The organism is Gordonia sp. CPCC 205333 (genome assembly GCF_048537885.1).
Taxonomy (GTDB): domain Bacteria; phylum Actinomycetota; class Actinomycetes; order Mycobacteriales; family Mycobacteriaceae; genus Gordonia.
In genome coordinates this window covers 94,855-108,839 of the sequence record NZ_JBCLVI010000004.1, presented here as the reverse complement: position 1 = coordinate 108,839, position 13,985 = coordinate 94,855, and the positions used below count along the sequence as shown (strand labels likewise).

At 63.8% G+C, this 13,985-nt stretch carries 17 protein-coding genes; 9 read left to right on the top strand and 8 right to left on the bottom strand.

What is annotated here, in order from left to right; translation table 11 throughout:
• Nucleotides 1–96: 96 nt before the first annotated feature.
• From AAFP29_RS15035 to AAFP29_RS15025, 3 genes are read right to left on the bottom strand one after another with little or no spacing between them, the layout of a single operon-like run.
• Nucleotides 97–717, bottom strand: a complete 621-nt coding sequence (locus AAFP29_RS15035; protein WP_419218206.1) for a Maf family protein — start codon at nt 715–717, stop codon at nt 97–99.
• Between the two features lie 45 nt (nt 718–762).
• Entirely contained in the window at nt 763–1,002 is a 240-nt protein-coding gene (locus tag AAFP29_RS15030) for an acyl-CoA carboxylase subunit epsilon (RefSeq protein ID WP_419218205.1), read from the bottom strand.
• A complete protein-coding gene (locus AAFP29_RS15025) occupies nt 999–2,666 on the bottom strand; it encodes an acyl-CoA carboxylase subunit beta (protein ID WP_419218204.1) in 1,668 nt (555 codons plus the stop codon). The genes AAFP29_RS15030 and AAFP29_RS15025 overlap by 4 nt, the downstream gene beginning before the upstream one ends.
• Between AAFP29_RS15025 and AAFP29_RS15020 the strand changes: the two genes are divergently transcribed.
• A complete protein-coding gene (locus AAFP29_RS15020; RefSeq protein ID WP_419218203.1) occupies nt 2,626–3,573 on the top strand; it encodes a biotin--[acetyl-CoA-carboxylase] ligase in 948 nt (315 codons plus the stop codon). The two genes, AAFP29_RS15025 and AAFP29_RS15020, sit on opposite strands and share 41 nt — an antisense overlap.
• Before the next feature lie 3 nt (nt 3,574–3,576).
• Here AAFP29_RS15020 and AAFP29_RS15015 read toward each other — a convergent pair whose 3' ends face one another.
• Entirely contained in the window at nt 3,577–4,173 is a 597-nt protein-coding gene (locus tag AAFP29_RS15015) for a DUF6069 family protein (protein ID WP_419218202.1), read from the bottom strand.
• A 175-nt stretch (nt 4,174–4,348) separates the two neighbouring features.
• Here AAFP29_RS15015 and AAFP29_RS15010 point away from each other — a divergent pair, with 175 nt between their 5' ends.
• From AAFP29_RS15010 to AAFP29_RS15000, 3 genes are read left to right on the top strand one after another with little or no spacing between them, the layout of a single operon-like run.
• On the top strand, nt 4,349–4,888 hold the full coding sequence (locus AAFP29_RS15010; protein WP_419218201.1) for a PH domain-containing protein: 540 nt from the start codon (nt 4,349–4,351) through the stop codon (nt 4,886–4,888).
• Nucleotides 4,885–5,562, top strand: coding sequence for a response regulator transcription factor (locus AAFP29_RS15005; RefSeq protein ID WP_419218200.1), 678 nt, complete (start codon nt 4,885–4,887; stop codon nt 5,560–5,562). Before AAFP29_RS15010 ends, AAFP29_RS15005 begins: the two co-directional genes overlap by 4 nt.
• A gap of 9 nt (nt 5,563–5,571) precedes the next feature.
• Nucleotides 5,572–6,885 (top strand): sensor histidine kinase, encoded by a 1,314-nt coding sequence (locus tag AAFP29_RS15000; protein ID WP_419218199.1) that lies wholly within the window; start codon nt 5,572–5,574, stop codon nt 6,883–6,885.
• Here AAFP29_RS15000 and AAFP29_RS14995 read toward each other — a convergent pair.
• Nucleotides 6,857–7,417, bottom strand: a complete 561-nt coding sequence (locus AAFP29_RS14995) for a GtrA family protein (RefSeq protein ID WP_419218738.1) — start codon at nt 7,415–7,417, stop codon at nt 6,857–6,859. The genes AAFP29_RS15000 and AAFP29_RS14995 overlap by 29 nt on opposite strands.
• Nucleotides 7,418–7,550: 133 nt before the next feature.
• On the opposite strand from AAFP29_RS14995, the gene AAFP29_RS14990 reads away from it, so the two are divergent.
• Genes AAFP29_RS14990 through AAFP29_RS14980 form a run of 3 tightly spaced genes read left to right on the top strand, consistent with a single transcriptional unit; the run spans nt 7,551 to nt 9,883 of the window.
• Nucleotides 7,551–8,795: a 5-(carboxyamino)imidazole ribonucleotide synthase gene (locus AAFP29_RS14990; RefSeq protein ID WP_419218737.1), complete on the top strand. Its 1,245-nt coding sequence runs from the start codon at nt 7,551–7,553 to the stop codon at nt 8,793–8,795.
• Nucleotides 8,770–9,393: a 5-(carboxyamino)imidazole ribonucleotide mutase gene (gene purE, locus AAFP29_RS14985; protein WP_419218198.1), complete on the top strand. Its 624-nt coding sequence runs from the start codon at nt 8,770–8,772 to the stop codon at nt 9,391–9,393. The genes AAFP29_RS14990 and purE overlap by 26 nt, the downstream gene beginning before the upstream one ends.
• 4 nt (nt 9,394–9,397) lie before the next feature.
• Nucleotides 9,398–9,883 (top strand): DinB family protein, encoded by a 486-nt coding sequence (locus AAFP29_RS14980; protein WP_419218197.1) that lies wholly within the window; start codon nt 9,398–9,400, stop codon nt 9,881–9,883.
• Here AAFP29_RS14980 and AAFP29_RS14975 read toward each other — a convergent pair.
• The 3 genes from AAFP29_RS14975 to AAFP29_RS14965 form a co-directional block, all read right to left on the bottom strand.
• Entirely contained in the window at nt 9,880–10,572 is a 693-nt protein-coding gene (locus tag AAFP29_RS14975) for a GNAT family N-acetyltransferase (protein ID WP_419218196.1), read from the bottom strand. The genes AAFP29_RS14980 and AAFP29_RS14975 overlap by 4 nt on opposite strands.
• A 132-nt stretch (nt 10,573–10,704) precedes the next feature.
• Nucleotides 10,705–11,538 (bottom strand): dienelactone hydrolase family protein, encoded by an 834-nt coding sequence (locus AAFP29_RS14970; RefSeq protein ID WP_419218195.1) that lies wholly within the window; start codon nt 11,536–11,538, stop codon nt 10,705–10,707.
• On the bottom strand, nt 11,535–11,909 hold the full coding sequence (locus AAFP29_RS14965; protein ID WP_419218194.1) for a nitroreductase family deazaflavin-dependent oxidoreductase: 375 nt from the start codon (nt 11,907–11,909) through the stop codon (nt 11,535–11,537). The genes AAFP29_RS14970 and AAFP29_RS14965 overlap by 4 nt, the downstream gene beginning before the upstream one ends.
• An 89-nt stretch (nt 11,910–11,998) precedes the next feature.
• Here AAFP29_RS14965 and AAFP29_RS14960 point away from each other — a divergent pair, with 89 nt between their 5' ends.
• The gene (locus AAFP29_RS14960; RefSeq protein ID WP_419218193.1) at nt 11,999–12,700 is read left to right on the top strand and encodes a TetR family transcriptional regulator; all 702 of its coding nucleotides are present in this window, start codon (nt 11,999–12,001) and stop codon (nt 12,698–12,700) included.
• An 88-nt stretch (nt 12,701–12,788) separates the two neighbouring features.
• The gene (locus AAFP29_RS14955) at nt 12,789–13,952 is read left to right on the top strand and encodes an acyl-CoA dehydrogenase (RefSeq protein ID WP_419218192.1); all 1,164 of its coding nucleotides are present in this window, start codon (nt 12,789–12,791) and stop codon (nt 13,950–13,952) included.
• The last annotated feature ends 33 nt before the right edge of the window (nt 13,953–13,985 follow it).

Genomic DNA, 13,985 nt, shown 5'->3' with positions numbered 1-13,985 from the left:
AGATGGGATTGATCGGCATGAAGCGACTACGGAAGTTGTCAGAAGTGCGCGTGACGTGTTCGGAAGCTGTTGTAGAACAAGGGGTTTCGGAGGTAATCAGCGATTCCACAGCGTCGTGACGTCGATGCCGAGCCCACGCAACAGGCCGGCGATGGTCGGCAGGCTGATGCCGAGTACCGACGAGGGATCGCCGTCTATACCGCGGATGAACCAGCCGCCGAGCCCGTCAAGGGTGAAAGCGCCGGCGACCTCCAATGGCTCCCCGGTGGCGACGTAGGCGTCGATCGTCGCGTCATCTATGTCGTCGAAGTTGATGACGGTGGAATGCGCCTGGTGCGCGCTGTCGACGACGTCGGGGCCCTGTAGGACACTCACGCAATGCCCGGTGACGAGTTCGCCGGAGTGGCCGCGCATGCGGCGCCACTGAGCCACCGCGATGTCGGGACGGTGGGGTTTGCCGGTCAATGCGCCGTCGAAGAGCAGCATCGAATCACAGGTCAGCACAATCGTTTTGGCGTCCGCCGTGGGATTCTCGGCAGCTATCGTCGCGATGATGGCGTCGGCTTTCGCCTGCGCCAATCGCACGACGATCTCGTCGGGCCGCGCGGCGACCAGCTTCTCCAGCAGCGCGTCCTCATCGACGTCGGAGACAAGTACGCGCGGCGACAGTCCAGCGTTGCGCAAGACTCCCAGACGCGCGGGCGACGCCGAACCCAAGATCACCTCGGGAGCGACGTCGCGACGCGATGTGTCAGAAATGGGTCACCAGCGAAGGTTGGTGAATCCGGTCGGTGAATTCCACGTTGGCCGCAGTCGGACTACCGGGTGTCCCCAGTCGTCGCGAATTCGCGGTGCGGCACCGCCTGAGCCACCCGATGCGCCGGCGAAGACGGTGACCAACACGGCCAGGTCCTCGTCGGTCGGGTTGCCCGAGACAACCCGCAATAGCGGCTGTTGGGTCGGAGTGCTCTCGTCTGCGCTCACGGCGCTGTCCTCGCTCACAGGGGGATGTTCCCATGCTTCTTGGGGAGGACGTTGACGTACTTGCGCTCGAGGAGTCGCAGCGCGGTGGCGATCTGACCACGCGTGTGGCTCGGCGGGATCACCGCGTCAACGTACCCGCGTTCGGCGGCGACGTACGGGTTGACCAGAGTGTCCTCGTATTCCTGCTGCAATTGCAGACGGAGTGCGTCGACATCCTCGCCATTCTTCTCGGCTTCTTTGATCTTTCCGCGGTAGACGAACCCGACGGCGCCCGAAGCGCCCATGACCGCGATCTGAGCGGTCGGCCAGGCGAGGTTGACGTCAGCGCCCATATGCTTGGAGCCCATGACGTCGTAGGCGCCGCCGTACGCCTTGCGGGTGATGACAGTGACCTTGCCGACTGTGGCCTCGCCGTATGCGTACAGGAGCTTTGCGCCGCGGCGAATGATGCCGTTGTATTCCTGATCGGTTCCGGGCAGGAAGCCGGGAACGTCCACCAGGGTCACGATGGGGATATTAAAGGCGTCGCAGGTACGGACGAAGCGTGCGGCCTTCTCCGAGGCGTCGATGTCGAGGCAACCGGCGAATTGGGTCGGCTGATTGGCGACGATGCCCACGCTGCGCCCATCGACGCGACCGAAGCCGATGATGATGTTGCGGGCCCGCTCAGCCTGGACTTCGAGGAACTCGTCGTCATCGAGGACGCGGCGGATGACCTCGTGCATGTCGTAGGGCTGGTTCGGCGAATCCGGGATCAAGGTGTCGAGTTCGAGGTCTTCCTCGTTCAGGGTCTCCTCGATTGACCCGGCGGCCGGCTCCGCGACCGGTAGCACCGGAGCTTCGGCCCGATTATTCGACGGTAGGTAGCTCAACAGGTCTTTGACGTAGTCGAGGGCGTCCTCTTCGTCATGTGCCACATAGTGCGCGACGCCGGACTTCTCCATATGCGTGTGTGCGCCGCCCAGGTCCTCCATGGTGACGTCTTCGCCGGTGACCGTCTTGATGACGTCGGGTCCGGTTACGAACATCTGGCTGGTCTGGTCAACCATCACCACGAAATCGGTGAGTGCGGGTGAATAGACGTGGCCACCGGCCGCCGGGCCCATGATCAGCGAAATCTGCGGGATGACACCGGAGGCGCGGACGTTGCGGTGGAAGATCTCGCCGTACAGGCCGAGAGAGACCACACCCTCCTGAATTCGGGCCCCGGCACCCTCGTTGATACCGATTAGCGGACGGCCGGTCTTGATCGCCAGGTCCATGACTTTGACGATTTTCTCGCCGTAGACCTCGCCGAGGCTGCCGCCGAAGACCGAGACGTCCTGCGAGAACACGCAGACCTCACGCCCGTCGATGGTGCCGTACCCGGTGACGACGCCGTCGCCGAGCGGTCGGCGGTCGGCTAGGCCGAAGTTGGTACTGCGGTGACGAGCCAGAGCGTCGAGTTCCACGAACGAGCCCTCGTCGAGCAGGTGAGTGATGCGCTCACGCGCGGTGAGCTTGCCTTTCGCATGGATCTTCTCCACTGCGCCCTCGCCGACGGGGTGGTGTGTCTCTTCGAGGCGGTTGCGCAGGTCAGCGAGTTTGCCTGCGGTGGTGTGAATGTCTGGTGCGCCGGCATCGTCGCGAGAAGCTGTGGTCATGAACACCGATGCTAGCGATCGCTCGGTATGGTCCGTCAACCGGGCCAATATGAAGGCTTCCTCACATTTGGGTGTGACGGCCACTACCTCGGCATTCTCCGGCGACGTAGGCTACTTGAATATGACCGAGACGATCGCAGCGGAACTACAGACACAACTCGACGACCGGATGCGGGGCAGCCGGTGGAGCAGGATCGAGGTGGTGGACTCGATCGGTTCGACCAACGCCGATCTGGCGGCGCGGGCGTCAGGGGATCCGGCTGCGGTCGCCGGTCACGTACTGATCGGGCTCGAGCAGACCGCCGGACGCGGACGCCACGCGCGCGCATGGGCAACTCCCGCGGGTTCGCAGTTGGCGATGTCGGTCGCGGTCGGCGTGCCGAAGCCCTCGGCGGCCCTGGGCTGGCTATCGCTGCTCACCGGCGTCGCGGTGAGTGCGGCGGTCGAAGAGGTCTGCCCGACCCTGCGCCAACGTCCCGGACAGGTAAATCTCAAGTGGCCAAACGACGTTCTCATCGACGACCGAAAGGTCGCGGGAATTCTGGCCGAATTCGTCGCGGCGGGGGCCGGTCGGTCTGACGGTGGCGGCACCGCGATCATCGGCATGGGTATCAACACCGCGATGACCGAAGAACAGTTCCCGGTACCGACCGCGACGTCGTTGTCGGTGGCGACTGGCGCACCAGTGGACCACGCCGATTTGGCGGTGGCCGTGCTGACGAATCTGGATGATCTACTGGCGCTGTGGCCCGACCGCCTGCCCGACATCGCGACCCGCTACCGGGCGCAGAGCGGCACCCTGGGCAAACAGGTGAAACTCATCCTCCCCGGCGACAAGGAGATCGTCGGCATCGCCGAAGAGATCGACGCCGCTGGACGTATCGTCGTAAACGCCGATGGGGAGAAGGTTGTCGCGGCTGCCGGCGACGTCACGCACCTGCGTTAGCGGCTACTGATAGCTCTTGCGGCCGACGGTCGGGATCAGGGTGAGGATCGGCAGCCCGATGACCAGGTGGATGATCGCGGTCGCGATGCCGACCTCCCAGCCCTGCGACAACAGCAGCGGGATGATCACCGCGGCGGCAAGTAGGAGTCCGACCGTCCAACTGTAGAACTGATCGGGCGACGGTGTCACGATCTGCAGGACGTACCAAAGTGCGGCGGCGGCGAGGGCGCAGAGGAACGCGGCGACGGCGAACCAGTACTCGTCGCGGGCGAGCGGATTCCAGACGCCGAGTTTGCCGGTCTCGTTGATCTTCTCGGCGATTGTTCGCAGAATCCACGCGCCGAGCCAGGCCGCCAGGCCAGTGACGATGCCGGTCATGATGACGCCGCCGATGAACAACGTGGGATTGATACTCGGCGCAGCCGGCTTGCGGGAGGGCTGGCCCGGCTGCGGCTGATGTGGTCCAGCGGCGCTGTATGCCTGCGACGGCGGGTAGCTCTCGTACCTGGCCGTCGGATCCTGGCGGTGCGGTCCCTGGCCGTACGGATCTCGACCGTAGGGGTCCCGACCGTACGGGTCGTTCGGGTACTGATTGCTCATCGCGGTGTGATCTCCTCGCCGTCGCCCTGGTCGAGCGTCGAGTCTACGCGGTTGCCCCCGTCGGCAGGGACGAACGATGCTGTGGCCCTCGCGCACAGTGGATCTACGCTGCCGGACATGCGGCGAGGATCGGTGGTCACCGTATTTCGGCTCATGCGTTGCCTATGCTGATCACATGGCGTACCCCCGCGAGAATCTCGCACCCGACGAGCGCGTCGTGCTGCACCGGCATCCGCATTGGAAATCTCTGCTGGGTCCGGTGTTGTTATTCCTGCTGGTGACGTTGGTCGCCGGGATACTCGGTGGCATGGTCGGTGGCTCGGATTTCGACGGCGGCGTCAAGTTCTGGTTGCTGGTTGTCATCGGAGTGCTGTGGGCGCTGGTGTTCTGCTGGTTCCTGGTGCGGCCGTTAGTCCGTTGGAAGACAACGCATTTCGTGCTGACCGACCGCAGGGTCATCTATCGCAACGGGGTGTTCACCCGCTCCGGTATCGATATCCCGATCCGTCGGATCAACACGGTCGAATTCCGGCACGGCGTGATCGACCGGATCCTGCGCACCGGCACGCTGATTATCGAATCAGCATCCGACGATCCCCTGCAATTCCACGCTATTCCGCAGGTCGAGCGGGTACACGCGTTGCTCTACCACGAAGTACTCGACTCCCAGAACGACGACGAGGACTACCCACCGGGACGCGGTGATCGGCGATGACGGCTGTGTTGCTCGCCGAAGACGACTCCGCGATCGCCGAGCCGCTCGCACGGGCGTTGACGCGCGAGGGTTATGGCTGCGAGGTAGTCACCACCGGCGTCGATGCGCTCGACGGTGCGTTGAACGGCGGTTTCGAATTGCTTGTCCTCGACCTTGGCTTGCCCGAGATGGACGGTCTGGAGGTCTGTCGTCGGGTGCGTGCCGAGCGCCCCGACCTCGCGGTGCTGATGCTCACCGCGCGCACCGATGAGGTCGATTTCGTGGTCGGACTCGACGCGGGTGCTGACGATTATGTCGGCAAGCCGTTCCGTCTCGCCGAACTGCTCGCGCGGGTGCGCGCGCTGCTGCGTCGGCACCCGGTCCCCGACGACGATGTCTTGGAGGGCGGCAATATCTCCCTCGACGCCAGGGCGCGGCGCGTTCTGGTCGACGGCGACGATCTGGTGCTGGCCAACCGGGAATTCGACCTGTTGCGATTCCTGATGGAACGACCGGGTGAGGTGGTCAGCCGCGAGGACATCGTGCGCGAGGTGTGGGGGTCGGCGGATCTGCGATCGTCGAAGACGCTGGATATGCATATCTCCTGGGTACGGCGGAAAATCGGCGACGACGCCGGTGATCGTCCTCGCCATATCGTCACCGTGCGCGGCGTCGGATTCCGCTTCGATCCATAGGGGCTGGTCATGCGACACCGCATCTTGACGTCGATGATCGCGATGGTTGCCGGCGTGGGTGTGTTGCTGGGTGCGCCGTTGATGGTGATCGCATGGTGGTGGGTTTCCGACCACGCGCATCAGGATCTTGAGGGCCGCCTCAAGCGGCTCTCGGTGCTGCTGATCCGCGACGAGATCGGCCCGAATGACGTCGCGGGCGTCGCGCGGACCGATTCGGCATTCCGATTGCTCGTGCCCGAAAACGGCATCCTGGTGATCACCGCGCCGACGTCGGGGCCGCGTGCCGGGGCGACCGAGGTCGTCGTCGGGGATCAGCCGACCGGACCGCTCTATACCGACCGGATGGATCTGGGCGAGTTGGGCGTTTTGCAGTTATCCATCCCGCTCGACTCGGTCCGCGATGATCAGTGGGCCGCGATCGGCATCGTCGCATCGATCGTCGTGGCATCGGTCGCGGCGACGACCGTCGTCGCCGCGATCACCGCGAGCCGCCTGGCCGACCCCGTCATCGACCTCGCCAAGCGGGCCGGTGCGATGGCAAAGGGCGACTTCCGATCCGAGTGGCGCACCTACGGCATCGCCGAACTCGATCGGCTGTCGACTGCGCTCAACGACGCGAACAGTGAGATCGCCGACCGCTGGGAGCGCGAAGGCGAGATCGTCGGCGAGGTGTCGCATCAGCTCCGCAGCCGGCTGACCGCTATCCAGCTGAGACTGGACGAACTGTCGATGCACGCCGACCCCGACGTCGTCGTCGAAGCTGAGGCCGCAGCCGCGCAGGTGGATCGGCTGTCGTCGGATCTAGACGAGATGGTCGCGGCATCGCGCGAGTCACCCGACGCGCCGGCGATCCCGATCGAAGTCGCCGCACTGGTGACGACACTCAGCGCCGACTTCGCACACGCCTACGGGGCGAAAAACCGCAAAATCGTCCTGCGGGTACCAGCAGACGCGACGACCTGGAGTTCACAACCCTCGCGACTACGCGAAGCGCTGTCGGTGCTGGTGGACAACGCGCTGCAGCACGGGGCGGGCACCTGCACGATCAGTGTCGCGGGGCTGGTTTCGGCTCCGATGCTGCGGATTACCGTCAGCGACGAGGGGCGCGGTGTTCCCGACGCCCTGGTGACTCAGATCTTCCGCCGGGGTTTTACCGGCGGTCGCGGAAGCGGAGTCGGGCTGGCACTTGCACGTGCGCTGATCGAGGCCGACGGCGGTCGTCTCGACTTGGTGTCACGACATCCGACGGTATTCGCCATCGTCGTGCCGGCCAGCGCCCCGGAGGTCACCGCGGTCAAGCGTGACCGAGCTCCTCATCGGTGAGTTCGTCGAATGTGGCGCGTAGGTCGGTGGAACCGGCGTCGCCGCCACGCAGTTGCTCTTCGGGGAAGGCGAATTTGCGCAGCGCCCAGAATCGGAATGCCATCTGAAGGATATTGCCGATGATGTAGTTCAGGGCGAAGTCGATGACCAGCAGCTCTACGCCACTGATATTGGACCGCATCATGAAGACGTTGTTGGCCAGCCACAACGGTGCGGCGGCCAGGATTACGCCGATGCCGCTGATCGCGAAGAACAGCAATGCTTCGTGATGACGCTCGCGCCCACCGCGGTTCTTGAACGACCACTCGCGGTTGAGGATATAGCTGAGAATGGTCGCGACCACACCGGAGATGATCTTCGCCATCACCGGCTTCGGTTCCAGCACGGTAAAGGTCAGGGTGTAGTAGATCGCCATGTCGACGATGAAGGTGGTTCCCCCGACGACGGCGAACTTGATGAGTTCGTGATGCCGCATGACGAGCCGACGAATCGGTTCGGGGAGGGCGGCGATTACGTCGTCGATCAACGGCACAAGATGCAAGTGTACGAAACCCAACTCGGCAGTAGCTTCGGCGGGGAGGAATGAGAGATGCATCGCATGAGGGTGGGCAGGCGCCGCAACCCGGAGACCAGGGCGTGAAAGACTGGTCCGCGTGAGTGAGAAGATGCCGACGGTGACGATGATCGGCGGTGGTCAGCTGGCGCGGATGACGCATCAGGCGGCTATCGCACTCGGGCAGGGACTCCGCGTTCTGGCGGCATCCGATGCGGATCCGGCCGCAGAGGTGAGCGCCGACGTTGTCATTGGATCGCATGACGATCTTGATGATCTGCGCCGTGCCGCTGACGGAGCGGTCGCGCTGACCTTCGATCACGAGGGCGTGCCGTTGGAACATCTGCGGGCATTGGAGGCGGACGGCGTCAAAGTGCTGCCGCCTTCGAAGGCGTTGCAATTCGCGCAGGACAAAATGGCGATGCGGCTGCGACTCTCGGAGTTGGGATTGCCGGTCCCGGCGTTTGTCGACTTGGCCGGGGACCGAGCGGCGGCGCGCGAGCGGTTCGCAGCGTTCGGGCAGGAGCATGGGTGGGCCGTCGTGCTCAAAGCCGTGCGCGGCGGATACGACGGGCGTGGCGTATGGCTGATCGACGACCGCGACGCGGGTCTGGCCGCCTTCGATCGGGCCGCCGAGGACGCATCGACGATCTTGATGGCCGAGCAGAAGGTTGCGATGCGTCGCGAATTGTCGGCGATGATCGGCCGCTCACCCTATGGCCAGGGCGCGGCGTGGCCCGTCGTCGAAACTGTTCAGCGCCACGGACAGTGCGCGGTAGTGATCGCACCGGCGCCGGGTTTGTCGGAGGCGACCGCCGAACAGGCGCAGCAGATGGCATTGACGCTGGCCGCCGAACTGGGAGTCGTCGGGGTGATGGCGATGGAACTATTCGAAACTCTCGACGGTGAGTTGCTGGTCAACGAGTTGGCGATGCGTCCGCATAACAGTGGGCACTGGACCATGGATGGCTCGGTCACCTCGCAGTTCGAACAGCATCTGCGTGCCGTATTGGACTATCCACTCGGCGATACCACGGCACGTTCGGAGGTCGTGGTGATGGCGAATATCCTTGGTGCACAAGAGACTCCGACGATGTCGATGGATGAGCGCCTGCACCATCTGATGGCGCGGATGCCGTACGCGAAAGTACATCTGTACGGCAAAGGGGAGCGGCCGGACCGAAAGATCGGGCATGTCAATATCGTGGGACGGCCGGGCGAGCCCCAGGTGAATGTGCGTGAGCGGGCAGAGAGTGCCGCGCACTGGATGTCACACGCGGCGTGGACGGACGGAGCCGGTGACGCGACGGACTATCGAGAGGATGAACACGATGACCGAGTTCGACGGAACGGCTGACTTCGACCAAGAGCGTGAAGCGGTCGACCCAAAACTTGAAACCGGCACTCCGGCAGTGGAATTGCCAGTTGGTGAGGAAGCTGCATCGGCGGCAGTGGCCTTACCGCGGGTCGGCCTGATCATGGGAAGCGATTCGGACTGGCCGACGATGAAGGCAGCGGCCGAGGCGTTGGCTGAATTCGGCGTACCGTTCGAGGTGGGCGTCGTGTCAGCGCACCGTACGCCTCAGCGCATGCTGGACTACGCTAAAGGTGCTGCGGCACGTGGTATTTCGGTGATTATCGCGGGTGCCGGCGGCGCCGCCCATCTGCCCGGCATGGTCGCGTCGGCGACTCCGCTACCGGTGATCGGAGTGCCGGTCCCACTGAAATTCCTCGACGGAATGGATTCACTCCTCTCGATCGTCCAGATGCCCGCCGGTGTCCCGGTGGCCACCGTATCCATTGGCGGGGCCCGCAATGCCGGTCTGCTGGCGGTCCGAATCCTCGCGTCGGCCGACCCGCATCTGCAAGCGCGGATGAGCGACTTCCAACGTGATCTGGAGACGATGGTTCTGGACAAGGACCAGACTCTGCGTCGAAAACTGTTGGAGGACTGAGCCAATGGCGGTCGCTGGATTCTCCGACGAATCGCTGCTCGCGGCTTATGAGTTGATCATTGATGAGACCTTCGACTGCATCGCCTCGGTACTCGACAGATGCGATGACACGACCGTGAACGCGACACCCGATGTGCCAGGGGTCAATTCGGTATTCGCACTCGTGACCCATATCGACGGAGTGGTCGGCTACTGGCTCGGATCGTTTGTCGCCGGGGAAACAATCCCGCGTGAGCGGGATGCGGAGTTCCGGGCCACTGGAACTGTGGCTCAAGCACGAGAGTTGTTGGCACGCGCTAGATCTCGGGTACCGGGTTGGGCGGCAATCGCGCGAACCGAAGGGATACGCAACCCTAACGCAACTGGAACGACGCGCCCTGGCGCCGCTTCATCATCACCCGAATTCGTACTTCTGCACGTGCTGCGTGAACTGGCGCAGCACGCAGGCCATCTGCAGATCTGCGCCGACGTGGTCGGGGCGGCGAACTAGCTGTGCGGAGCCCGCACAACTTCGAGCGGTACTTCGCTTCGTAATTCGAAACCCATTGACTCGTAAAGCTTTCGAGCGGGGTTATTGGCTGAGGTGTGCAGGAATGGCAGGTCGCCGCGGGCGCGGATTCCGGCGCCGACCGCACGGATCAGTGTCGATGCGAGGCCACGGCCACGTGCGGCCGGTGCGGTGCACACCGCGCTGATCTCCGTCCAGCCGTCGGGCCGCATCCGTTCACCCGCCAGCGCGATCAGCGAACCATCGTCGTCGCGAACGCCGAGGTAGGTACCCAGTTCTATCGTTCGCGCGAGGAATGGGCCGGGTTTGGTGAGTCGTACCAGTGCGCTCATCTCGGCGACATCCGCGGCGGTCAGCTCTACGACCTTCGGCGCACCGTCGAAGGGTTCGGTGTCGACATGCTCACCCGAATACTGAACCAGGTCAACGGTTTCCAGTATCTGCCAACCGGCCGGAAGCGGTCCGCGACGGTCGCGTATCGACGCGGTCGTCCCCGACGACAATGCGGCGAGGTCGGCCCAGTCCTGATCGGTCAAGTCGCGCGGATGGGCGTAGAAGAGCGAGATGTCGGGGTGAAACCGGGCGATGCGCCCCTTCGTCTGCGCGATACCCGACTGGCGCCCGAACAGCGCGTTGGTGATCGGGTCGTCGAGGGGATGGAGTGTGGTCACCGTTCAAGGTTCGCAGATCGTACCGGGCGGGTCGTCGGCGGCGCTGGCTTTGGACCCACCCTCGGCGACCCTGATCCGACACCGGGGAGGTGCCGAATCAGGGATCATCTGTCGGAGTTCGCCGCCGCTCAGCTAGGCGACTGGCGCAACTTCGAGTTTCGTCGCGAAGAAATCGAGTACCTGCAAAAGGGTGTCGTGGGTTGGTTCGCCCGGCTCGTCGATGAGGTGTTCGGTCAACACCGAGTGGGGTGGAATCTGTGCGTCCGGATTGGCCGTACTGTCGGGCAACTCGACGCCGATGAACGCGTCGCCGAGTTGTTCGCGCAGAAAATCGAATCGAGCGCCCGGCGCGAGTTTGTCACCCTCGAAGCGCAGGCCAAGAACCTGGAGCCCGGCCGCGCAACGAACTTTCACCTTGTCCAAGTCGCCTGGACTGATGTCGATATTTCGCGCGCTACCCACCGGACGGAACGGCAGCGATGGTTGCGACAGCACCGGTGCGAGCATCCGATCGTCGACTGACATCGCCAACGCGAACCCGCCGGTGAAACACATGCCGACTGCCCCGACGCCGGGGCCGCCGAACCGCTCGTGCGCGTCGGCAGCCAGTGCGCGTAACCACGTGACCACCGGCGATGACTTTCCGGTCGCCAACTGGGTGAACTCCCGGCTAATGCAGATCCGACCGGCGACTTTGGTCATCGCCTTGGCAACTGCGCCAACGTCACCGACCGAGGTGATGTTGGCGTCGAGGCCGTCTTCACCGAATAGGGACGGCATAACCACCGTCATGCCGCGATCGGCGACTCGACGCGCGAAGTCGGCGACCTTCGGCGTGATGCCGGGAATCTCCGCCATCACGATGACGGCCGGGCCAGAACCCTTGGTGTAGACGCGATGTGTGACGCCGCGGTGAGTGAAGATGTCGCGGGTGAAATCGTCGAGCGGATCGACCCTGGCACTCACGCCGGTAGCACAGTTCCGTTGAGGACGGATTCGAATGCCTTGGCCGGCACCCGGGCGCCTTTGACGATGTCGGGGGAGTCCGACGGAATGACCCGCGGCCCAACCACTTTGAACTTCTTCGACTTTCGGGTGATCTGGAAGTTGCCGGCTGCCTGAACGTTGCGGACCCAGTCGGTGTGCGGGCCGTAGGTGAGAACGATCGACAATCGATCCCCCTGCACCCAGGCGAGTACCGGCGTCGAATATTTGGTGCCGGACTTGCGGCCGACATGCTCGACGACAGCCCACGGTGCGAGGCGGGGAGCCCACACCCCCTGGATCGGGTTGGTCACGTGTTTGTTGAACCGTGCGACAGCCATAGGTATTTTCATGTGCCTCACGATATGCGCCCGACCAGGGTTTGGCTCAGAAGTCGTCAATCGGGTGTGGCACTGCGTGCCCGATCGGCGATACTGAGGGTATGGAGAGTGATTCGGAGTCGGTATCCGACGATCACGTGGACTTCCGGGTCCAGGTGGTCGCCGAGTCGATTCGACTGTTCGGTGAGAAGAGCTATGAGTCGACGACGGTGGACCAGATCGCGACGGCGGCCGGCATTTCCCGACGGACTTTCTTTCGTCAGTTCGGTTCCAAAGAAGATGTGATCTTCGCAGATCATGAGGCACTCTTCGCGCGTGTGGCCGATCATCTCGCCACCGTCGGGGGCGATCCGTGGAAGGCGCCATGCTCGGCTGCGGAGATCGTCTTCAGTCACTTCTCACGTACCCGTGAACTAGCCGTGCGACGATTCCGCGTCGTGCAGGAAGTTCCTGCGTTACGCGACCGCGAATTGGTGACGACCTACCGCTATCAGCGCTTGTTCGAAGAGGACCTGCGGATGCGCCTACCCGACGAATCGGCCGCCCACCTGGCCGGTTACGCCGCGGCGGTGACCGGTGCGCACAACTATCTGCTGCGGGCGATGATCCGCGGTGACGCCACGGCGACCATTGGGCGATTGCGCGACGAACTTGACCGGATCCGGCTGGCACTCGGTGCCGGAGGAGGCGCCGAGCGACATCGAGTCGCCGTGGTGACCTTCGATGCCGGCTTGACGTCTGATGAGGTGGCCCGCCAAGTCGGCGAACGTCTGCGCGATGCGGGCGCGGGTCCGCGACAATGAGAATGCCCGGAGGATTGACGCGGCACTCAGTGCCGTGATGAACTGTGAATACCTATAATCTTGGCACTGAGTGTCGTGAGGAGCTGTCATGGGTTTCGGTAACCCCGATTTCGAACTTTTCCAGCTACCCGAGGAGCACGTCGCGCTGCGCGAGGCGATCCGTGATCTGTCCGAGAAGCAGATCGAGCCGTATGCGGCGGCCGTCGACGAAGAGGCCCGCTTCCCGCAGGAGGCGCTCGACGCCCTGATCGCGTCGGGTTTCAACGCCATCCACGTGCCCGAGGCTTATGACGGTCAGGGCGCCGACTCGGTCGCCTCCTGCATTGTGATCGAAGAGGTTGCCCGCGTCTGTGGCTCGTCTTCGCTGATTCCCGCGGTGAACAAGCTGGGCACGATGGGGCTGATTCTCAACGGCTCCGACGAGCTCAAGCAGCAGGTTTTGCCGTCCATCGCCTCCGGCGAAGCGATGGCGTCATACGCCTTGTCCGAGCGTGAGGCCGGCTCTGACGCGGCGTCGATGAAGACCCGCGCCCGCAAGGATGGCGACAACTGGGTGCTCAACGGCACCAAGTGTTGGATCACCAACGGTGGCAAGTCCAGCTGGTACACCGTGATGGCCGTGACGGATCCGGAGAAGCGCGCCAACGGCATATCAGCGTTCATGGTCCACAAGGACGACCCCGGCTTCACCGTCGGCCCGCTGGAGAAGAAGCTCGGCATCAAGGGTTCACCGACCGCTGAACTCTACTTCGAGGAATGCACCATTCCCGCCGATCGGATCATCGGCGACGAGGGCACCGGCTTCAAGACCGCTCTGCAGACCCTCGACCACACCCGCCCGACCATCGGCGCACAGGCTGTCGGTATCGCACAGGGTGCGCTCGACAAGGCCATCGAATACGTCAAGGACCGAAAGCAATTCGGCAAGTCCATCAGCACCTTCCAGGGCGTGGAATTCATGATCGCCGATATGGCGATGAAGGTCGAAGCCGCGCGCCTCATGGTGTACACCTCGGCGGCCCGCGCCGAGCGTGGTGAGCAGAACCTCGGCTTCATCTCGTCGGCGTCGAAGTGTTTCGCGTCCGACGTCGCGATGGAGGTGACCACCGATGCCGTGCAGTTGTTCGGCGGCGCCGGTTACACGCGTGACTTCCCGGTTGAGCGCATGATGCGTGATGCGAAGATCACGCAGATCTATGAGGGCACCAACCAGATCCAGCGCGTGGTGATGAGCCGGGCGCTGCTCCGCTAGGTCCGCACGGCGTCGAAGACGTCAATCTTGCTG